We start from the raw sequence: 19,548 nt of genomic DNA, 5'->3' as shown, positions 1-19,548 counted from the left end.
GTGTCTCTCCTTGAACTGAGGGGCCATGCCTTCGCTGGCCGTCAGGACGGTGCCGGGTTTGGGTAAGGCCCGGCGATGGCCGGGCTTACTCAGTGGACTACGGCGTGGCGTCAGGGTTCTATTTTTCTTCAGAGGGTCCTCGCCCGGGTGACACGGTCCACGAGATAGACCAGCCCGTGGTAGTCGATACCGCCGTGTTGGGTCAGGCCGATTTCGCAGGTGCGGCTGGTGGAGATGCCTTCGCTGCAGGTCTGCACCGCGTCCTTGAGGCTGCGCAGTGAGTGGGCATTCAGCTCGGGCGTGGTGAAACCCTTGTCGCCGGCGAAACCACAGCAATGAATGCCTTCGGGGATCACGACGTTTTTGCTGCACTTGCGGGCCAGGTCGATCAGCGCCTGGCTTTCGCCCAGGTGCTGGGTGCTGCAGGTGACGTGCACCGCAATTGGCGCTTCCTGGGGCATGAATTCCAGGCGGTCCATCAAGTGCGTGCGGATGAAGCGCACCGGGTCGTACAGGTCCAGTCGAACATCGCCCAGGTCTTGCACCAGCCGCAAGGTGCAGGGGCTGGTGTCGCAGTAGATCGGGTCGAGGCCGCCACGGCTGGCGTGCATCAATGCGGCGAGCATTTCCTGGCGTTTGTGTTCGGCCTGTTCGGCGTAGCCTTTGGAGGCGAATGGCTGGCCGCAGCAGAGGCTGTCGAGGTTGTCGGGGAGGACGACCTGATAACCGGCTTTTTCCAGCAGGCCGCGGGTTTTTTCGTACAGCGAGGATTGCTCGGTATCACCCGCCGCCGGGCCCATGACCCGCGAGACGCAAGCCGCCAGGTACACCACACGGGGGCGGGCGTCTGTCACGCTCGGGCTGAAACGAATGGCTTTTTCCGGCTGCGGCATGGCGTTGGTCCACAGTGGGACTTGGCCCTTGGACACCTTGGTCAGGGTCGCCGACAGTTTGGCCAGGCGCGGCGCGCCCAGCAGCATGCGGGCGCCGTTGGCCACGTGCAGGGTGAAGCGTGCGCCTTGCAGGGCGGTGGCGAAATTGCCTTCAAGCCAGTTGGCGGTTTTCGTATGGGTGGCTTTGCGGCCGCGCAGCTTTTTCACCAAGTCGCCGGTGTTGATGCCTACCGGGCAGCGCTGGGCGCACAGGCCGGTAGCGGCGCAGGTTTCCAGGCCGTGGTATTCGTAGGCGGCTTCCAGTTCGCGGGTGTCGACGCCTGCACGTTTTTTCGCCTGGATGTCGCGCCAGATGACGATGCGCTGGCGTGGGCTCAGGGTCAGGCCCTTGGAGGGGCAGACCGGTTCGCAGAAGCCGCACTCGATGCACTTGTCGACGATCTCGTCGGCGGCCGGCAGCGGTTTGAGGTGTTTGAGGTGGATCTGCGGGTCTTCGCTGAGCACCACGTCCGGGTTGAGGATGCCGTTGGGGTCGAGCAGGCGCTTGAGCTGCCACATCAACTGGTAGGCATCGCTGCCCCATTCCAATTCGACGAAGGGCGCCATGTTGCGGCCGGTGCCGTGCTCGGCTTTCAGCGAGCCGCCGAATTCCACCGCGACCAGTTGCGCGACGTCATCCATGAACGCCTGGTAGCGTGCGACTTCTTCCGGGTTGTTGAAGCCTTGGGTGAAAACGAAGTGCAGATTACCTTCCAGGGCGTGTCCGAACAGGATGGCTTCGTCGTAATGATGTTTGTCGAACAACTCGATCAGGCGGTTCACGCCAATCGCCAGTTGTTCCACCGGGAAGGTCACGTCTTCGATGATCACCGTGGTGCCGGTTTTGCGCACGGCGCCGACGGCGGGGAAGGTGTCTTTGCGGATGGCCCAGAGGCGGGCGTTTTCCAGCGGGTTCTCGGTGAAGTCGACTTGCTTCTCCACCGAGAAGGCCGCCAGCGACGCCATGATTTGCGCCAATTGTTCGTGCAGCAACGTGGAAGACGCGGCGCGGGATTCGATCAGCAGGGCGCAGGCATTGTCCGACAGGTGCTGTACGAAATCCGGCATGCCGGGTTTGTTCTGCACCGAACGGAGGCTGCGGCGGTCGAGCAGTTCCACGGCGGATACCGGTTGGCTCTTCAGCACGCTGACGGCGTTGCAGCAGGTTTCGACATCGGGGAACACGATCAGCGCCGAGGCCTTGTTCGGGTGGTCGACCACGGTGTCGTAGGTAACAGCGCTGATGAAACCCAGCGTGCCTTCGGAGCCCACCAGCAGGTGGCTCAAGATATCCACAGGCTCGTCGAAATCCACCAGGGCGTTGAGTGACAGGCCGGTGGTATTTTTCAGACGATATTTGTGGCGAATTTTCGCAGCCAGTTCGGCATTGGTGCGTGTCTCGCGACCCAGCTCAGCCAGGCGCTCGAGCAGCGCGCCGTGGCTCTGGCGGAAGGCGGCGATGCTCGCTGCATCTTCGGTGTCGAGACGGCTGCCGTCGGCCAGCACCAGGCGAATGCCCGCCAGGGTGTGGTAGGTGTTCTGTGCGGTGCCGCAGCACATGCCGCTGGCGTTGTTGGCGACGATGCCGCCGATTTTGCAGGCGTTGATCGAGGCCGGGTCCGGGCCGATCTTGCGCCCGAACGGCGCCAGCCAGGCATTGGCCTGCGCGCCGATCACGCCCGGTTGCAGGCGGATCTGCGTACCCTGGCCGCGGATCTCGCGACCGTTCCAGTTGTCCCCCAGCACGATCAGCACCGAGCCACTGATGGCCTGGCCAGACAGGCTGGTGCCGGCGGCGCGGAAGGTCACCGGGACTTGATCGCGCTGTGCCAGCTTGAGCAGGGCGACCACTTCGTCCTCGGACTCGACGCGGATCACCAGCTTGGGAATCAGCCGATAGAAACTGGCGTCAGTGCCGAAGGCCAAGGTCGACAGCGGGTCGTCGAAACGTCGCTCTTTGGGGATCAGTTGCTGCGCATCTCGCAGGAAAGCGGCCGGTAGGCTCATTGGTCCTCCAGAATCAACACCACCAGGTCCTTCGGACCATGCGCACCGTACGCCAGCACTTGTTCGATGTCGGCGGTCTTCGACGGGCCGGACACCAGCAGCGCATTGGTCGGCATGCCGAGTGCCCAGTTGAATTCCTGCTGCACCTGATAGAAGTTGTCGCGGATTTCACTGGCCTTGAGCAAGGCAAAATGCACCGTTGGCGCGAGGCTCATCAGGCGCGGTTCTTCCCGCGTCGGCCAAAGGATCAGGCTGCCGGTAGCGGCAATGGCGCCGAGGGTGCCGGTCAGGCTGGCCGGAGTGTCGTTGAACAACTCGGCTTTCCACTCTTCAACCGGGCGGTCGTAGGCTTTGAGCGTTGGTAACTCCGGATTGTTTGCCCAGTGTTGAGTGATCTGTTGGCCGTGGACGGTGCTCGGCGCGATCAGCAGGCTCGGTAATTGGCGATCGGTCAATAATTGCCCGAGCAGGGCGGGCCAACCGGCACGGGTTGTCAGGTGGATTTCGGTGTGCACCGCTTCCATCAGTTTGCGCAGTTGCGGGATGCGCTGTTCGGCGGTGTAGGTGTAGGGCGCTGTCACCAGCTCGACATCGAAATTGTCAGGCACCGGTGTCGTGCCTGTCAGGCTTGTGCGCAATTTGCCGAGGATATTTTGCTTGGCGCTCATCAGCGGTCTCCCTGTTTGCCCAGGTGTTCACGGGCCATGTCATGCAGTGAGCGGGCAGCGGGTTTTGGCGCGCTGTGGTTTTGCGTCCAGGGGCCCACGTTGCTCGGCGCGAGCGCTCGCAGGCGCGTGGCGAAGAAGCTGAACAGACGATACAACGTCGGCGAGCTGTTGAGTTTGGCCCAGGCGTTCCAGATGAAACGTTCCTTGCGTGAATATTTGCTGCCTTGGCCGCGCATGACCTGATTCGGGCTGTCCGGTGCCTTGACGTTTTCTTCGCGCAGGCGACGCAGCAGCGCAGGAATCGGAATTTTTACCGGGCACACTTCACCGCAGGCGCCGCACAGCGACGAGGCGCTCGGGTGGTTACGCACCTTCGCCAAACCGACCATGTGCGGCGTGATGATTTTTCCGATAGGGCCGGGGTACACCTCCCCATAGGCGTGGCCGCCGATTCGGGTATACACCGGGCAATGGTTCATGCAGGCGCCGCAGCGGATGCAGTTCAGGCTCTGGCGCAATTCGCTGTCGGCAAACGCCTGGCTGCGACCGTTGTCCAGCAGCACCAGGTGCACTTCCTGCGGGCCGTCGAGTTCATGCTCCTTGCGCGGGCCGGAGATCATGTTGACGTAGGTGGTGATCGGGATGCCCAGGGCAGAGCGGGTCAGCAGCGACAGCAGCGGCACCACGTCGCGCAGGTTTTCCACGACTTTCTCGATGCCGGTGACAGCGATGTGCACCGGCGGTACGGTGGTGGTCATGCGCCCGTTGCCTTCGTTTTCCACCAGCAGCAGGGTGCCGGTTTCGGCGACGGCGAAGTTGACACCCGAGACGCCGATGTCCGCTTCGAAGAATTTCTGCCGCAAGACCTTGCGACCGATCTGAATGAGTTGGTCAACGTCCTTGGTGTATTCCACGCCAAGTTTGTCGTGGAACAAGGACGCGACCTGACCGGCATTCTTGTGGATCGCCGGCATAATGATGTGTGAAGGCTTCTCGTGGTCGAGCTGGACGATGTATTCCCCCATGTCCGACTCCAGGCATTCAATGCCTTGAGCTTCGAGGACATGGTTCATTTCCATCTCTTCGCTGACCATCGATTTGCCCTTGATCACTTGCCGCCCCTCGTGAGCGCGGATGATCGACAGGACGATGTCATTGGCTTCGTCCACCGTTTCCGCCCAGTGCACTGTCACACCGTTGCGGGTCAGGTTTTGTTCAAGCTGCTCGAGCAGGTCGGGCAGCTTGGATAGCGCACGGGCGCGGACGGCATTGCCCAGCGCTCGCAAATGTTCTCTTTCGTGGGCATCGCCGAAGGCGGTTGCCCGTTTGGACATCAGTGAATCCATCGCCTTGCGAAAGTTGTTTCGCAATTGCTGGTCACCCAATGCCTTGTGCGCACGGGTGTGGAAATCTTCTTCTACGGCGACCGTAGGAATAATCGTGGAAGCGTTCATTGAGCGCCTCCGGTGCGTTGCCAGAGGAAGCTGGCCAGATGCTGACCGCGCAACGCTTCCTGCTGTTTTTCCAGTGAGCCGTTGATGTTCATCAGGCAACCGCAATCGGCACTGATCACCTGATGCGCGCCGGACTCCTTCAACGAGCGGGTCTTGTCAGCCACCATTGCCCCGGAAATATCTGGCATACGGACGCTGAAAGTCCCACCGAAGCCACAGCATTCGCTTTCACGGCTGTGCTCCACCCGTTCCACGTTGCCCAGTTGCGCCAACAGCTCGCGACCGTGCAGGTGGGTGTTCATCTCGCGACGGGCCGAGCACGATGTGTGCAGGGCCACTTTGACCGGGGCGCCGCTGTCCTTGAGCTGCACCTTGCAGACAAACAGCAGGAACTCGGCCAACTCATACGTCCGGGCCGCCAGGGCCTGGACCTGTTGCAACGTCTGCGGCTCGTCCTTGAACAAGTCGGCGTAGTGCTCGCGGATCATGCCCGCGCAGGACCCCGACGGCACCACCACCGGATAATCCCCGGCAAACAGTGCCAGTTGCGCGCGCGCCACGGTCCGCGCCTGCTCGGTGTAACCCGAGGTGTAGGCCGGCTGTCCGCAGCAGCTTTGCCCTTGCGGGTACTCGACACGAATGCCTTCGCGCTCCAGCAGGTGGATCGCGTCCATCCCGGCTTCCGGGTAGAACAAATCCACCACACAGGTCCCGAACAGGTAGACCCGGGACGGTTTTTCGCCGGGGTACTGTCGAGGCTCTGGCAGGGGCGGGGCGACGCGGGTCGCATTCGGCACGGCGTTGTAAAAAAGCTCGCTCATCAGGCGTTGTCTCCGGGTGGTCCCGGTTATCCGTCCGCTGAGGCTGCTCAATATAGAGCGTATTGCTTTCAGCAGCCTTACGGACCGGGTTGTGGATAACTGACGCCGCAGTGGGGCGCGGCGTCGGTTCTTGCGCAGGGGATCAGTGCACCAGCATGCCGGTGAACCAGTAGGCTTGAGCCAGGGTGATCAGGCCGACGATGGTGGCGAAGAACAGGCTGTGTTTGAGGGTGAAGCGGAACAGGTCCGATTCCTTGCCCACCAGGCCGGTTGCGGCGCACGCCACGGCGATCGATTGTGGCGAGATCATCTTGCCGGTTACGCCGCCGCTGGTGTTGGCCGCTACCAGCAGGGTGTCGTTGACGCCAATCTGGTGTGCGGTGGTGGCTTGCAGCGAACTGAACAGGGCGTTCGACGAAGTATCGGAACCGGTCAGGAATACGCCCAGCCAGCCGAGGAACGGCGAGAAGAACGGGAAGGCCGCACCCGTGCCAGCCAATACCAGGGCCATGGTCGACGACATGCCCGAGTAGTTGGTGACGAAGGCGAAGGCCAGCACCATGCCGATGGACAGGATCGGCCAGCGCAGTTCGTAAAGGGTCTCTTTAAAAGTGGTAAGACCAGTTTTGACGTTGATCTTCAACACCAGCATCGAGATCAGCGCCGAGAAGAAAATCGCGGTGCCGGTCGCGGAGATCGGGTCCAACTTGAACACCGCTGGAATGGCGGTTGGTGCTGCCACGATCGGTGCGGTCTTGATTACCAGTTGATCGAGGTGCGGGATCGCAAAGTTGAACACCCAGCTGTACATCGAACCGCCAGCAGCGAACATGGCCTTGAACGGTTTCAGGGTCCAGATTGTGACCAGCACGGTGAGGATCAGGAACGGCGACCAGGCCTTGAAGATTTCACCCAGGCTGTAAGGCGATGCCGTGGTAGTGCGAGGCTGGCCGAAACCACCGGCACTGGCGGTGACCACCGAGGCGGACACGGCACCGGCGACATGTTGCCCGGCGGCGCGTTTTGGCTGCCAGACTTTCAGGAACAGGGTCAGGGAAATCAGGCTCGCCAGGGCCGAGGTGATGTCCGGCAGTTCCGGGCCGATGAAGTTGGAGGTGAAATATTGGGTAACGGCAAAGCTCAAGCCAGCCACCAACGCTGCCGGCCAGGTTTCACGGACGCCGCGCAGGCCATCCATCATGAACACCAGCCAGAACGGCACGAACAACGACAGCAGCGGTAGTTGGCGACCGGTCATGGCGCCGATCTTGAACGCGTCGATACCGGTGACCTGGCCGGCCACGATGATCGGGATCCCCAAGGCGCCAAAGGCTACAGGCGCGGTGTTGGCGATCAGGCACAGGCCGGCGGCGTACAGCGGGTTGAAGCCCAGGCCTACCAGCAGGGCGGCGGTAATCGCTACCGGCGCGCCGAAACCGGCGGCACCTTCAAGAAATGCACCGAAGCAGAAGCCGATCAGCAGAACCTGCAGGCGCTGGTCGTCGGTGATCGACAGGACCGAGCTGCGAATGACCTCGAACTGACCGCTCTTGACCGTCAGTTTGTAGAGGAAAACTGCTGCCACGATGATCCACGCGATCGGCCACAAGCCATAGGCGAAGCCGTAACCGGCGGCGGCGAAGGCCATGTCGACCGGCATCTGGAACGCGAAGATGGCAACCAGGATGGACAAGGCCAGCGTGATGCTGCCCGCCACATGGCCTTTGAGGCGGAACACCGCCAATGCCAGGAAGAAGAACACAATGGGAATAACGGCCGCGAGCGCGGATAGGCCGAGGCTGCCGAGCGGGCTATAGAGCTGTTGCCAGGTTTGCATATGGGGTGGCCCCTAGTTGTTGTTGGTAGGCACTGGTCAGCGTTCTTGGTTAATTGGTAATACCAATTTACAATCGCTGTTCGCTAGGGTAAAAGCCTTGTTGGTGGTGTGTCAATTTGCAGCACTTAAACTTTTGTCGAATAAGGGCCGCGCCGCGTGCGTGGTCTGCTCGAACAAATGTCGTCTGGTGCGTGCTGGCTCGGCGTCGATAGGCCAGAATAGAGAGCCCGGCGAGCGGTCGGGACCGTGGAGAATTGAGTTATGGGCTTTGATCAGATTCGTCAGCGCCGTTTGTCTGACGATATTGTCGAGCGGCTTGAGGGGATGATCCTCGAAGGTACCTTGAAGGCGGGCGAGCGCTTGCCGGCCGAGCGTGCCCTGGCCGAGCAGTTCGGCGTGTCACGCCCCTCATTGCGCGAAGCGATTCAGAAGCTGGCGGCCAAGGGGCTGCTGGTCAGTCGCCAGGGTGGCGGCAACTATGTGGTGGAATCATTGGGCACCACATTCAGTGATCCGCTGCTGCATCTGTTGGAAAGCAACCCCGAGGCTCAGCGTGATCTGCTGGAGTTTCGCCATACGCTGGAGGCGTCCTGCGCCTACTACGCTGCGTTGCGGGCCACGGATGTCGACCGTGAGCGACTGAGCGCGGCGTTCAATGAGTTGCAGGATTGCTACTCGCGTCACGATGAAGTGAGCCGGGCGGAAGAGGGCGCGGCGGATGCGAAATTCCACCTGGCGATCGCCGAGGCCAGTCACAACGCGGTGTTGCTGCACACCATTCGCGGGTTGTTCGATTTGCTCAAACGCAACGTGGTGACCAACATTGGTGGCATGTACAAACAGCGCACGGAAACCCGCGACATGCTGATCACCCAGCATCGGGAGTTGTACATGGCGATTATCGAAGGCCGGGCGGAGCAGGCGCGGGAAGTGTCCAGCCGGCACATTCTGTATGTGCAGGAAGTGCTGGAGGAAGTGCGTCAGGAAGTGCAGCGGGTGGCGCGGGCGGAGCGGCGCAAAGGGATGTAGGCGGGGATTTTGTGGTGGGTGTGCGATTGCTATCGCGAGCAAGCTCGCTCCTACAGGTTTTTTGATATCCCTGTAGGAGCGAGCTTGCTCGCGATGGGGCCATCAGAACGAGCGAATTACTCTTCCTTGCCCTTGTTGCGCACCGCACGCTGCAACTCGCGACCGGCGTCGCGCTCGCGTTCGGTATCACGCTTGTCGTATTCCTTCTTGCCCTTGCCCAGTGCGATCTCGCACTTGACCATGTGCTTGCTCCAATACCAGGACAGGCACACGCAGGCGTAACCCTTTTGCTGCACGGCAGCGGAGAGTTTGTCGATCTCGCGCCGATTGAGCAGCAGCTTGCGGGTGCGGGTCGGGTCGGCAATCACGTGGGTGCTGGCGGTGGTCAGCGGCGTGATGTGGCTGCCGAGCAACCAGGCTTCGCCGTCCTTGAGCAGGACATAACTGTCCACCAGCTGCAGCTTGCTTGCCCGCAGACTTTTTACTTCCCAGCCGGCCAGGACCAGACCAGCCTCGAACTTGTGTTCGATGAAGTAATCGTGCCGCGCCTTTTTATTCTGCGCGATGGTCCCTGTTGGGTGTTTCTTCTGTTTAGCCATAGGGGCGGCATTATAGGCAGTTGCAAGCGAGTCGGCTACGGTGAAGCTGTGTGCTTGAGCAGGTTGATTGAATCCCGGACAATGCGCGCTCTTTTTTCAATGCTTGGACGTGGTAACGATGTCGACAGACAAGGTTTCTGTCCACGGCAGTTGGGCTAGCCGCTGGGTTTTCATACTGGCCGCGACCGGTTCGGCCGTGGGCCTTGGGAGCATCTGGAAGTTCCCATACATGGTGGGGGTCTTCGGTGGCGGTGCTTTCGTGCTGATGTTCCTGGCCTGTATCGCGCTGATCGGTGTGCCGGTGATGCTCGCGGAAACGCTGATCGGCCGTCGCGCCCGCCAGAGTCCGGCCAATGCCCTGAAAGTGTTGGCGCTGGAGGCCGGGCATTCGGCAAAGTGGTCCTGGGGCGCGTTCGCCGGAATGATCACGGCCCTGTTGATTTTGTCTTTCTACAGCGTTGTCGGCGGCTGGTCGCTGGATTACATCATCGACATGGGGCGCGGCGATTTCCAGGGTGTCACGCCTGACCAGGTTGGCGCGTATTTCGGTCATGTGATCGCCGATCCCTGGCGCCTGACACTTTGGCACACGATTTTTATGGTGCTATCGGCCCTCGTGATCGCCAAAGGCGTCGTCGCCGGGCTCGAACGCAGTTTGCGCATCATGATGCCGCTGTTGTTTGTGATGATCCTGGTGCTGCTGGGCTACAGCATGACCACCGGCCATTTCATGGATGGCCTGCATTTCATGTTCGACTTCCACCCGGAAAAGGTCCTCGATGGCTTGCTGCCAGCGATGGGGCATGCGTTCTTTTCGCTGAGCGTCGGTGTCGGCTCGATCATGATCTACGGCGCTTACATGCCGAAGGACGCATCCATTTCCGGCACGGTGGTCGGTGTCGCGTTGCTCGATACCTTTGTGTCCCTGGTGGCGGGTCTTGCTTTGTTTCCTATTGTGTTCGCCGCCGGGATGAACCCGAGTGAAGGCCCTGGGCTGATGTTTGTCAGCCTGCCATTTGCCTTCGGGAACGTAGCATTTGGCCAACTGATGGGCGTAGTGTTCTTCGTGCTGGTAGCGATTGCCGCCTGGAGTTCGGCGATTTCGTTGCTGGAGCCGATGGTGGCTTACCTGGTTGAACGCACCAGAATCCGCCGTGCCTGGGTAACCTTCTGGCTGGCGTTCACGTGCTGGTTCGTTGGCCTGGGCACGGTGTTTTCGTTCAACATCTGGAAGCAGGCCAAGTTCTTCGTGAACGAAGGCGGGATGTTTCACCTCTACCAATGGGGTGCCGCCGGCGGTCTGGATTTCTTCGGTGTGATCGATTTTTTCACCTCGCGGATCATGTTGCCACTCGGTGGTTTGTGTTTCGTGTTGTTTGCGGGCTGGGTGATGGGGCGTGAAGCGGTGCGCGACGAATTGTCGATCCGCAGCCCCGGGTTGTTCGCCTTGACCCTGTTTTTGATGCGCTATGTGGCGCCCATCGGCATTCTCGTAGTGTTTGCCGCCCAGCTGTGGAAGTGACGCTGACATGACGACACACATTCAACGTTCGGCGCTGCTGCCGTATCCGGCACAAGCGCTGTATGACTTGGTCAATGACGTAGCGAGTTACCCGCAATTCCTGCCGTGGTGCTCGTCGGCTGAAGTCCTGGAAAGCTCCCCCGAGTTCATGCGCGCAAGCGTCGGGGTGGCCAAGGGCGGGCTCAGTCAGCACTTCGTGACGCGCAATACTCTGGTGCCGGGGCAATCGATCGAGATGAACCTCGAAGAAGGCCCCTTTACCCAATTGCACGGCATTTGGGTGTTCAAGGCGCTGACCGACAAGGCCTGCAAGATCAGCCTGGATCTGTCGTTCGATTACGCCGGGCCGATCGTTCGCGCCACGCTGGGCCCGCTGTTCAATCAGGCTGCCAACACCCTGGTCGATGCGTTCTGCCAGCGCGCCAAGCAGATACATGGTTGATCATGATTGAAATCGAGGTGGTCTACGCGGCCGTAGACCGTCAGGTGCTCCTGACGTTGACGGTGCCGGTCGGGACGACCGTGCGGGCAGCCTTGCTCGGGTCCGCCGTGGCTCGGGAGTTTCCGGAGCTGGATCTGGTCCATTGCCCTGTGGGAATCTTCGGCAAGGTTGTAGCCGATCCAGAGCGTCGTTCTGTTCAGGCAGGGGATCGAATCGAGATTTACCGACCACTGCTGGCCGATCCGAAAGAGGTGCGCCGACTGCGCGCGGTAAAAGCTGCCGAGGCTAAGGCCCGGAATCAGTGAGTGGCTTGAGCGCCAGGCAATAAAACCCGTCAGCAATGAGCAGGCGTCAGTCTCGGATTGCAGGTGCACTTTGTAGGATGTTTATTGTGCATCTGTAAGATAAGTTTGATTCTTAAAGCGAATTTTCAATTCGTTCCCATCGCGGTTGAATGCTTGGTTCTGAATAACCTAAGGTCAAATCTCGCCCTTGTTGAATGCAGGGTGCAGATAATTTGTTTAGGGATAAATACAAATGAAATTGACCAAATTTTTGAAGTGTATAAGTTTATGCTCGGTGATAGGCGCGGTTTCCGTTATTACGCCTGCCAGTGCAACTTCCAATGTCTTGACTGCCACGATCAGCGCTCAGGGTAAGGTGCTGACTCAGACGCCCGAATGGATCTCCACGGTCGAGCAGAGCTCGCAACCTGACTATCTCGCGAATTACAAGGTTGGCTTCAAACCGGGCGTCTTCACAATCGCTCCACGGTTCTGCTCGGTTTCCTTGATCGATACCCGTTCCAGCGATGATCTACTGCATGGACAGGCCAGGCTGGGGGCTGCTCCGAAACAGGAGTACGTGACCGTTATTACCCATTTGCTCGGATTGAAGGGACCTTCCGGTGATTCTTCCCAGGACTTTATGTTGATGTGTGTTAATTAAGTCCAGGTCATCCATACTCACTCGTGCTTTTGCCAACTTGACTGAATCAGTTTGGTTGGCTTTGTCGTAGCTGAGTGAGGGGCGCAACAGTTTGCGATAACCAGAAAGGAAAAGCTGATTGTTGGCGCCACACAAGAATCCGATACCAGCGATTGGGTATCGGATTGTTCGCGACGCTTGCAATGACTCGAATACTTGAGTCAGAGGCATTTAATCTTGAAGCGGCTTTTTACCTCGTCACAAATTATTGCGGCGAGGTGTCCAGCGGTTCTGGCGTCGGGACTGGAACGGTTTCTACACCGTCGACGTCCTTCTGAATCTGATCGAGTAACGAACCTGGCTTGACCGGTTTTTCCGGTTTTGGCTTCTCGGCATTTTCGGCAGGGGCGGTCACGCTGTTGCCGCTGTCCTTGCCCAGAATGGCTTCATCTCGGCTCACGCCTGGCATGAAGTCACCGGAGAGGCTGACAAGTTGATCATTTGGGTTGAAGATAACGCTAATGCGTTCCTGTTGGCGTTCACCGCCACCCGGTTGCAGGCTGTACAGATAATCCCAGCGATCGGCATGGAACGTGTCGGCCAGCAGGGGGTTGCCCATGATAAACCGTACTTGCCGTCGGGTCATTCCGGGGCGTAACTGGTCTATCATGTCCTGCGTGACGACATTGCCCTGCTGGATGTCGATTTTGTAAACCCCGGGGAATGAACAACCGGCGAGTGCGAGCAGTCCCACAAAGGTGAAACTGGTTAGCAAGAGCTTGGTGTTTTGCATCGGTGGGCGACTTCCACTATCTTGGCTGGGACAACGTAAACGCCGATCATACCCGCATTAAGAGAAGCTGCGAAGCAGCATCGCGAGAAAGCTGACCATGGTTGAAAATAGCGAACTACGCAAAGCAGGCCTCAAAGTGACCCTGCCACGGGTCAAGATTCTGCAAATGCTCGACTCCGCCGAGCAACGCCACATGAGTGCCGAAGATGTTTACAAGGCATTGATGGAGGCTGGCGAGGACGTCGGTCTGGCCACGGTTTACCGTGTTCTGACCCAGTTCGAGGCAGCAGGCCTTGTGGTGCGGCACAACTTCGACGGGGGCCATGCGGTCTTCGAGCTGGACGATGGCAAGCATCACGACCATATGGTCAACGTCGAAACCAGTGAAGTGATCGAGTTCTTCGATCAGGAAATCGAAAACCTGCAGAAAGCAATCGTCGAGAAGTATGGCTTCGAAATGGTTGATCACAATCTGGTGCTGTACGTACGCAAGAAAAAGTAAGCATGTCGCGTGAACTGCCAGGTTCACGAAACGAACAAAGGCGACCCGAGGGTCGCCTTTGTGCTTTTTGCTGGGTTTACGCCTTCGCGGCAACCACCATTTTTTTCGCGTGGGCCAGGGACTCCTTGGTCAGGTCGATGCCCCCCAGCATGCGGGCGACTTCCTCGACGCGATCATTCTTGCTGAGCTTGGACACGGCCGTGCGGGTAGCGTCTTCACCGCGCACCTTGTGCACAAACAGATGCTGATGCCCCTGCGCCGCCACTTGCGGCAAGTGAGTCACCGTCAGTACCTGTCCGCGCTCGCCCAGGCGACGGAGCAACTGGCCGACAATCTCGGCCGTCGGCCCGCCAATCCCCACGTCCACTTCGTCGAATACCAGGGTGGGTACGCGGGAGGTCTGGGCGGTGATGACCTGGATCGCAAGGCTGATCCGTGAAAGTTCACCGCCCGAGGCGACTTTGGCCAGGGCTTTGAGGGGTTGGCCGGGGTTGGCGCTGACCAGCAGTTCGACCTGTTCCAACCCGTTGGGCAGCAGTTCATCGCCGCTGTTGGGGCGTAATTCGATGGTGAAGCGCCCCCCCGGCATGCCCAGGCGTTGGATTTCCTGTTCGACGGCGCTGGCCAGGCTGCTGGAGGCTTGATGGCGCAGGTCGCTCAACTCCCGGGCCTTTTCCTGATAATGACGAGCGTAGGACGCCAACTCATCGCTGAGGCGTTCGATTGATTCGTCGTTGGCATTGAGTGTCTCGATTTCATCCAGCAGTCGCTGCTGCATTTCGGCGACTTCGGTCGGCTGGATGCGGTGTTTGCGTGCCATGGTGTAGATCGCATCGAGGCGTTCTTCCAGGTATTGCAGGCGCGCCGGGTCTGCGTCGAAGTTGTCGAGGAAACGGTTGAGCTCGCCGACGGCCTCTTCCACCTGGATTTGTGCGCTGGTCAGCAGGCTGCTGGCTTCGCCCAGTGCGCCAATGGTGCTGTTCACGCTCGAGAGGCGATTGAGGCTGGCGGTCAGTGCATTCAGGACATTGCCGTTATCACTCTCGCTGCATTGCTCGACCACCTGGCGACAGATGCCGAGCAAGGTTTCGGCGTTGGTCAGGTTCTTGTGTTCCTGCTCCAGCTCTTCCAGCTCGTTTTCGCCCAGCCCGAGATTTTCCAGCTCTTCGAGTTGATAGCTGAGCAACTGGTGGCGGGCACGTTGTTCGTCGCCGGAGTTGGACAGTCGCTCCAACTCCTGGCTGGTCTGGCGCCAGCGCTGGGCGGCGAGCTGAACCTGGCGAGCCAGATCGGTCGCGCCGGCATATTCGTCGAGCAGGCGGCGGTGGGTGTCGGTCTTGAGCAGGGACTGGTGTTCATGTTGGCTGTGAATATCGATCAGCAGCTCGCCCAGTGCCTTGAGGTCGCCCAGCGGGCAGGGCGTGCCATTGATATAGCCCCGGGAGCGTCCCTCGGCAGTGATCACTCGACGCAGGATGCACGGCCCTTCGCTTTCCAGGTCGCGTTCGGCCAGCCAGGTGCTGGCTTCCGGGATGTCGACCAGGTCGAAGGTAGCCAGGATGTCGGCCTTGTCCGCACCGGGGCGGACCACGCCGCTGTCGGCGCGGTCGCCGAGGGTCAGGCCCAGGGCGTCGAGCATGATCGACTTGCCGGCGCCGGTTTCTCCTGTGATCACGCTCATCCCGCGATCGAGTTCAAGATCGAGATGTTCAACGATGGCGTAGTTATGTACGGACAGGTGCACCAGCATGACGGCCGCTCCCAGGCTTTAGGTCTGGTTATTTATACAGTGTTTTATTCGCAGCTGACAATGCCTTGCCTTAGCTCGATTTGATTGGTCCGACGAAAGCGTTAGTGCGCCTGGGAATGACAATGCAGGGGTTTTTTGTAGGGTTAATGCGCTCGAGCCCTTGAAGCCTGTTTTTACGGCCCCATATACCGGGACAGAAGCGCGAGTACAGCTCGCGGACGAAATTGAAAGGAGAATTCTATGGCTGACGAACAGACAGTGGATACGCAAAACCCAGACGTCAACCAGGCGCCCGAGGCTTCGGGTGAAGACCTGGCGACTCGTGTGCAAGCGCTCGAAGATCAACTGGCTGCTGCGCAGGACGCCACCCTGCGAGTCACCGCTGACCTGCAGAACGTCCGCCGCCGTGCCGAGCAGGACGTTGAGAAAGCTCATAAGTTTGCGTTGGAAAAATTCGCCGGCGACCTTCTGCCGATCATCGACAGCTTGGAGCGAGGCCTGGAATTGTCCAACCCGGACGACGAGAGCATTCGTCCGATGCGCGAAGGCATCGAGCTGACCCTGAAAATGTTCCAGGACACCTTCAAGCGATACAGCGTCGAAGCGATCGACCCGCATGGCGAACCGTTCAATGCCGCTCTTCACCAGGCAATGGCCATGCAGGAAAGCGCCGACGTTGAACCCAACAGTGTGCTGAAGGTGTTCCAGAAGGGTTATCAGCTCAGCGGTCGCCTGCTGCGCCCGGCCATGGTCGTGGTCAGCAAGGCTGTGACACCGACTCAACCTTCTATTAATGAGCAGGCTTGAAATCCGCCGCAAGGCCCCCATTTATAAGTCAAGCGTTTAAGTGCTACCGCAGTTAGCCACCACTGCTGCGGCAACCAAATCCAAAGTTTCGGGAGAGTGAACATGGGCAAAATTATCGGTATCGACCTGGGGACTACCAACTCCTGCGTCTCCGTGCTGGAAAACGGCAAGGCCAAAGTGATTGAAAACGCCGAAGGCGCGCGTACCACGCCTTCGATCATCGCTTACGCCAACGATGGCGAAATCCTGGTTGGCCAGTCGGCCAAGCGTCAGGCAGTGACCAATCCGCACAACACCCTGTACGCGGTGAAGCGTCTGATCGGTCGTCGCTTCGAAGAAGAAGTGGTCCAGAAAGACATTCAGATGGTCCCTTACAAGATCGTCAAGGCTGACAACAACGACGCCTGGGTTGAAGTGAACGGCCAGAAAATGGCGCCGCCACAAATCTCGGCTGAAATCCTGAAGAAAATGAAGAAGACCGCCGAAGATTACCTCGGCGAGGCTGTGACCGAAGCGGTGATTACCGTTCCGGCCTACTTCAACGACAGCCAGCGTCAAGCCACCAAGGATGCTGGTCGCATCGCAGGCCTGGACGTCAAACGTATCATCAACGAACCCACCGCAGCTGCTCTGGCTTACGGTATGGACAAGGCCAAGGGCGATCACACCGTGATCGTTTATGACCTGGGTGGCGGTACTTTCGACGTTTCCGTGATCGAGATCGCTGAAGTCGATGGTGAGCACCAGTTCGAAGTGTTGGCCACCAACGGTGACACCTTCCTGGGTGGTGAAGACTTCGATATTCGTCTGATCGACTACCTCGTCGACGAATTCAAGAAAGAAAGCGGCATGAACCTCAAGGGTGACCCGCTGGCCATGCAGCGCCTGAAAGAAGCCGCTGAAAAAGCCAAGATCGAGCTGTCGTCCGCTCAGTCGACCGACGTGAATCTGCCGTACATCACTGCAGACGCCACCGGTCCTAAGCACCTGAACGTGAAGATCTCTCGCGCCAAGCTGGAATCGCTGGTCGAAGACCTGGTTCAGCGCACCATCGAGCCTTGCCGCATCGCGCTGAAAGACTCCGGTATCGACGTTGGTTCGATCAACGACGTGATCCTGGTCGGCGGTCAGACCCGTATGCCACTGGTTCAGAAACTGGTGACCGAGTTCTTCGGTAAAGAAGCTCGTAAAGATGTGAACCCGGACGAAGCCGTTGCCATGGGTGCTGCTATCCAGGGCGCCGTTCTGGCCGGTGACGTTAAAGACGTTCTGCTGTTGGACGTTAGCCCGCTGACCCTGGGTATCGAAACCATGGGTGGCGTGATGACCGCGCTGATCGAGAAAAACACCACGATTCCTACCAAGAAATCGCAAGTGTTCTCGACTGCCGACGACAACCAGGGCGCCGTGACCATTCACGTGCTGCAAGGTGAGCGTAAGCAAGCGGCGCAGAACAAGTCTCTGGGCAAGTTCGACCTGGCCGAGATTCCACCTGCACCACGTGGCGTGCCACAAATCGAAGTGACCTTCGACATCGACGCCAACGGCATCCTGCACGTAGGCGCCAAGGACAAGGCCACTGGCAAGACTCAGTCGATCGTGATCAAGGCCAACTCCGGCCTGTCCGACGAAGAGATCGAGCGTATGGTGCGTGATGCCGAGGCGAACGCCGAGGAAGATCGCAAGTTTGAAGAGCTGGCCGCTGCCCGTAACCAGGGTGATGCACTGGTTCACTCCACGCGCAAAATGGTCGCTGACGCTGGCGACAAAGTAAGCGCTGAAGAGAAGACTGCGATCGAAGCCGCCGTGGTTGCCCTGGAAGCCGCTGTCAAAGGCGACGACAAGGCTGCCATCGAAGCCAAGGTCGAAGAGCTGTCGAAAGTCTCCGCTCCAGTGGCGCAGAAGATGTATGCCGAGCAGGCTCAACCTGCTGAAGGCGCTGCACCGCAAGGCGAATCGGCTGAGAAGGCTGACGACGTGGTCGACGCCGAGTTCGAAGAAGTCAAAGACAACAAGTAAGTTGTTGGTCGTCCGGTTGACCGCCTTCGGGCAGTGACTGGTAGGATGTCGCCGCGCGGGAGCCTGCCTCCCGCGTTGGCGTGTCTGGAGTACACGAATTTTTACAGCATGCGACAAGGCTTCGGGCCGGCTCGGATGTTGGCGGTATGGCCGGGAATGCTCCTGCTTTTCGTGCCGCAGATGCCGCAATGAAACAAAGACCAGGATCGTTGAATTGACGTGAGTTGGGTCCGGGCCTGTATTGGGGCTCAACGAGTTTGACGAGGCTCAGGAGAGGTTTGTCGAACGTCCTCAAGAGTGCAGAAGACTTATGGCAAAACGTGACTATTACGAAGTATTGGGTGTTGAGCGCGGCTCAAGCGAAGCTGACCTGAAGAAGGCCTATCGCCGCCTGGCGATGAAGCACCACCCGGACCGTAATCCTGATGACAAAGCATCGGAAGAGCTGTTCAAGGAAGCCAACGAGGCCTACGAAGTGCTGTCCGATTCCAGCAAGCGCGCTGCGTATGATCAGTACGGTCATGCCGGTGTCGACCCGAGCATGGGGGGCGGCGGCGCAGGGTTTGGCGGTCAGAACTTCTCCGACATCTTTGGAGACGTCTTCAGTGACTTCTTTGGTGGCGGTCGCGGCGGTGCTCGTGGCGGTGCCCAGCGCGGCAGCGACCTGCGCTACACCCTGGAGCTGAACCTGGAAGAGGCTGTTCGCGGCACCACCGTGAATATCCGCGTTCCGACGCTGGTCAACTGCAAGCCGTGCGACGGTTCGGGCGCCAAGAAGGGCTCTTCGCCCGTCACTTGCCCGACTTGTGGCGGTATTGGCCAGGTGCGCATGCAGCAAGGTTTCTTCTCGGTGCAGCAGACCTGCCCGCGTTGCCATGGCCAGGGCAAGATCATTTCCGATCCGTGCAACTCGTGTAATGGCGACGGTCGCGTCGAAGAGTACAAGACCCTTTCCGTGAAAGTGCCAGCCGGTGTCGATACCGGTGACCGCATTCGTCTGTCTGGCGAAGGCGAAGCGGGCGCTCAGGGTGGCCCGACGGGCGACCTGTACGTGGTGATCAACGTGCGCGAGCACGCGATCTTCCAGCGTGACGGCAAGCACCTGTTCTGTGAAGTGCCGATCAGCTTCGTCGACGCGGCGCTGGGTGGCGAGCTGGAGATTCCGACTCTCGATGGTCGGGTCAAGTTGAAGATCCCGGAAGGGACTCAGACCGGCAAGCAGTTCCGTGTTCGCGGCAAAGGCGTTGCGCCGGTGCGTGGCGGCGGTGCAGGCGACCTGATGTGCCGCGTGGCGGTGGAAACCCCGGTCAACCTGGGTCGTCGTCAGCGCGAATTGCTCGAAGAGTTCCGCAGTTCGCTGGCGGACGACAACAGCCATTCGCCCAAAACCACCGGTTGGTTTGAAGGCGTGAAGCGCTTCTTCGGCGATCTGTAAGGAG

17 protein-coding genes are annotated in these 19,548 nt (G+C 59.5%); 9 read left to right on the top strand and 8 right to left on the bottom strand.

Going from position 1 to position 19,548, the window contains the following annotated elements; all coding sequences use genetic code 11:
- Positions 1–128 precede the first annotated feature (128 nt).
- The 5 genes from AB4N64_RS21475 to AB4N64_RS21455 all read right to left on the bottom strand — a co-directional run bounded on the left by AB4N64_RS21475 (position 129) and on the right by AB4N64_RS21455 (position 7,719).
- Positions 129–2,939, bottom strand: a complete 2,811-nt coding sequence (locus tag AB4N64_RS21475; protein WP_460118287.1) for an FAD-binding and (Fe-S)-binding domain-containing protein — start codon at positions 2,937–2,939, stop codon at positions 129–131.
- Positions 2,936–3,607 carry a LutC/YkgG family protein gene (locus AB4N64_RS21470; protein WP_460118286.1) on the bottom strand — a complete coding sequence of 224 codons (672 nt, stop codon included), beginning with the start codon at positions 3,605–3,607 and terminating at the stop codon, positions 2,936–2,938. The genes AB4N64_RS21475 and AB4N64_RS21470 overlap by 4 nt, the downstream gene beginning before the upstream one ends.
- Positions 3,607–5,061, bottom strand: a complete 1,455-nt coding sequence (locus AB4N64_RS21465) for a LutB/LldF family L-lactate oxidation iron-sulfur protein (protein WP_460118284.1) — start codon at positions 5,059–5,061, stop codon at positions 3,607–3,609. Before AB4N64_RS21465 ends, AB4N64_RS21470 begins: the two co-directional genes overlap by 1 nt.
- Positions 5,058–5,882, bottom strand: coding sequence for a (Fe-S)-binding protein (locus tag AB4N64_RS21460; protein WP_460118282.1), 825 nt, complete (start codon positions 5,880–5,882; stop codon positions 5,058–5,060). The genes AB4N64_RS21465 and AB4N64_RS21460 overlap by 4 nt, the downstream gene beginning before the upstream one ends.
- A gap of 142 nt (positions 5,883–6,024) precedes the next feature.
- Positions 6,025–7,719, bottom strand: a complete 1,695-nt coding sequence (locus AB4N64_RS21455) for a lactate permease LctP family transporter (protein WP_460118280.1) — start codon at positions 7,717–7,719, stop codon at positions 6,025–6,027.
- Positions 7,720–7,980: 261 nt separating this feature from the next.
- Here AB4N64_RS21455 and AB4N64_RS21450 point away from each other — a divergent pair, with 261 nt between their 5' ends.
- Complete coding sequence (locus AB4N64_RS21450) at positions 7,981–8,748, top strand: GntR family transcriptional regulator (protein ID WP_460118278.1); 768 nt, start codon at positions 7,981–7,983, stop codon at positions 8,746–8,748.
- Between the two features lie 116 nt (positions 8,749–8,864).
- Here the strand turns inward: AB4N64_RS21450 and smpB are convergent, their stop codons facing one another.
- Complete coding sequence (gene smpB / locus AB4N64_RS21445) at positions 8,865–9,347, bottom strand: SsrA-binding protein SmpB (protein WP_460118276.1); 483 nt, start codon at positions 9,345–9,347, stop codon at positions 8,865–8,867.
- 118 nt (positions 9,348–9,465) lie between these two features.
- Between smpB and AB4N64_RS21440 the strand changes: the two genes are divergently transcribed.
- The 4 genes from AB4N64_RS21440 to AB4N64_RS21425 all read left to right on the top strand — a co-directional run bounded on the left by AB4N64_RS21440 (position 9,466) and on the right by AB4N64_RS21425 (position 12,259).
- Positions 9,466–10,869: a sodium-dependent transporter gene (locus AB4N64_RS21440; protein WP_460118274.1), complete on the top strand. Its 1,404-nt coding sequence runs from the start codon at positions 9,466–9,468 to the stop codon at positions 10,867–10,869.
- 7 nt (positions 10,870–10,876) lie between these two features.
- Positions 10,877–11,311 carry a type II toxin-antitoxin system RatA family toxin gene (locus AB4N64_RS21435; RefSeq protein WP_460118272.1) on the top strand — a complete coding sequence of 145 codons (435 nt, stop codon included), beginning with the start codon at positions 10,877–10,879 and terminating at the stop codon, positions 11,309–11,311.
- A 2-nt stretch (positions 11,312–11,313) separates the two neighbouring features.
- A complete protein-coding gene (locus AB4N64_RS21430) occupies positions 11,314–11,616 on the top strand; it encodes an RnfH family protein (protein ID WP_460118270.1) in 303 nt (100 codons plus the stop codon).
- Positions 11,617–11,848: 232 nt separating this feature from the next.
- Positions 11,849–12,259: a hypothetical protein gene (locus AB4N64_RS21425; protein WP_460118268.1), complete on the top strand. Its 411-nt coding sequence runs from the start codon at positions 11,849–11,851 to the stop codon at positions 12,257–12,259.
- 244 nt (positions 12,260–12,503) lie between these two features.
- On the opposite strand, the gene AB4N64_RS21420 is transcribed toward AB4N64_RS21425, so the two are convergent.
- A complete protein-coding gene (locus AB4N64_RS21420; protein ID WP_460118266.1) occupies positions 12,504–13,031 on the bottom strand; it encodes an outer membrane protein assembly factor BamE in 528 nt (175 codons plus the stop codon).
- Between the two features lie 97 nt (positions 13,032–13,128).
- Here AB4N64_RS21420 and fur point away from each other — a divergent pair, with 97 nt between their 5' ends.
- A complete protein-coding gene (gene fur / locus AB4N64_RS21415) occupies positions 13,129–13,533 on the top strand; it encodes a ferric iron uptake transcriptional regulator (RefSeq protein WP_110966279.1) in 405 nt (134 codons plus the stop codon).
- A gap of 76 nt (positions 13,534–13,609) precedes the next feature.
- Here the strand turns inward: fur and recN are convergent, their stop codons facing one another.
- Complete coding sequence (recN, locus tag AB4N64_RS21410) at positions 13,610–15,283, bottom strand: DNA repair protein RecN (protein ID WP_460118264.1); 1,674 nt, start codon at positions 15,281–15,283, stop codon at positions 13,610–13,612.
- A gap of 240 nt (positions 15,284–15,523) precedes the next feature.
- Between recN and grpE the strand changes: the two genes are divergently transcribed.
- From grpE to dnaJ, 3 genes are all read left to right on the top strand, one after another.
- Entirely contained in the window at positions 15,524–16,090 is a 567-nt protein-coding gene (gene grpE, locus AB4N64_RS21405) for a nucleotide exchange factor GrpE (protein WP_460118262.1), read from the top strand.
- Between the two features lie 102 nt (positions 16,091–16,192).
- Positions 16,193–18,109 carry a molecular chaperone DnaK gene (gene dnaK, locus AB4N64_RS21400; protein WP_460118260.1) on the top strand — a complete coding sequence of 639 codons (1,917 nt, stop codon included), beginning with the start codon at positions 16,193–16,195 and terminating at the stop codon, positions 18,107–18,109.
- A gap of 310 nt (positions 18,110–18,419) precedes the next feature.
- A complete protein-coding gene (gene dnaJ, locus AB4N64_RS21395) occupies positions 18,420–19,544 on the top strand; it encodes a molecular chaperone DnaJ (RefSeq protein ID WP_460118258.1) in 1,125 nt (374 codons plus the stop codon).
- Positions 19,545–19,548: the final 4 nt, after the last annotated feature.

This window comes from Pseudomonas sp. S2_C03, from assembly GCF_054668405.1.
This window is presented reverse-complemented; position numbering and strand designations above follow the sequence as displayed.

Excerpts from the sequence above, each read along its gene's own strand:
- AB4N64_RS21475 (WP_460118287.1), bottom strand. The coding sequence starts at position 2,939 with ATGAGCCTACCGGCCGCTTTCCTGCGAGATGCGCAGCAACTGATCCCC.
- AB4N64_RS21470 (WP_460118286.1), bottom strand. The coding sequence starts at position 3,607 with ATGAGCGCCAAGCAAAATATCCTCGGCAAATTGCGCACAAGCCTGACA.
- AB4N64_RS21465 (WP_460118284.1), bottom strand. The coding sequence starts at position 5,061 with ATGAACGCTTCCACGATTATTCCTACGGTCGCCGTAGAAGAAGATTTC.
- AB4N64_RS21460 (WP_460118282.1), bottom strand. The coding sequence starts at position 5,882 with ATGAGCGAGCTTTTTTACAACGCCGTGCCGAATGCGACCCGCGTCGCC.
- AB4N64_RS21455 (WP_460118280.1), bottom strand. The coding sequence starts at position 7,719 with ATGCAAACCTGGCAACAGCTCTATAGCCCGCTCGGCAGCCTCGGCCTA.
- AB4N64_RS21450 (WP_460118278.1), top strand. The coding sequence starts at position 7,981 with ATGGGCTTTGATCAGATTCGTCAGCGCCGTTTGTCTGACGATATTGTC.
- smpB (WP_460118276.1), bottom strand. The coding sequence starts at position 9,347 with ATGGCTAAACAGAAGAAACACCCAACAGGGACCATCGCGCAGAATAAA.
- AB4N64_RS21440 (WP_460118274.1), top strand. The coding sequence starts at position 9,466 with ATGTCGACAGACAAGGTTTCTGTCCACGGCAGTTGGGCTAGCCGCTGG.
- AB4N64_RS21435 (WP_460118272.1), top strand. The coding sequence starts at position 10,877 with ATGACGACACACATTCAACGTTCGGCGCTGCTGCCGTATCCGGCACAA.
- AB4N64_RS21430 (WP_460118270.1), top strand. The coding sequence starts at position 11,314 with ATGATTGAAATCGAGGTGGTCTACGCGGCCGTAGACCGTCAGGTGCTC.
- AB4N64_RS21425 (WP_460118268.1), top strand. The coding sequence starts at position 11,849 with ATGAAATTGACCAAATTTTTGAAGTGTATAAGTTTATGCTCGGTGATA.
- AB4N64_RS21420 (WP_460118266.1), bottom strand. The coding sequence starts at position 13,031 with ATGCAAAACACCAAGCTCTTGCTAACCAGTTTCACCTTTGTGGGACTG.
- fur (WP_110966279.1), top strand. The coding sequence starts at position 13,129 with ATGGTTGAAAATAGCGAACTACGCAAAGCAGGCCTCAAAGTGACCCTG.
- recN (WP_460118264.1), bottom strand. The coding sequence starts at position 15,283 with ATGCTGGTGCACCTGTCCGTACATAACTACGCCATCGTTGAACATCTC.
- grpE (WP_460118262.1), top strand. The coding sequence starts at position 15,524 with ATGGCTGACGAACAGACAGTGGATACGCAAAACCCAGACGTCAACCAG.
- dnaK (WP_460118260.1), top strand. The coding sequence starts at position 16,193 with ATGGGCAAAATTATCGGTATCGACCTGGGGACTACCAACTCCTGCGTC.
- dnaJ (WP_460118258.1), top strand. The coding sequence starts at position 18,420 with ATGGCAAAACGTGACTATTACGAAGTATTGGGTGTTGAGCGCGGCTCA.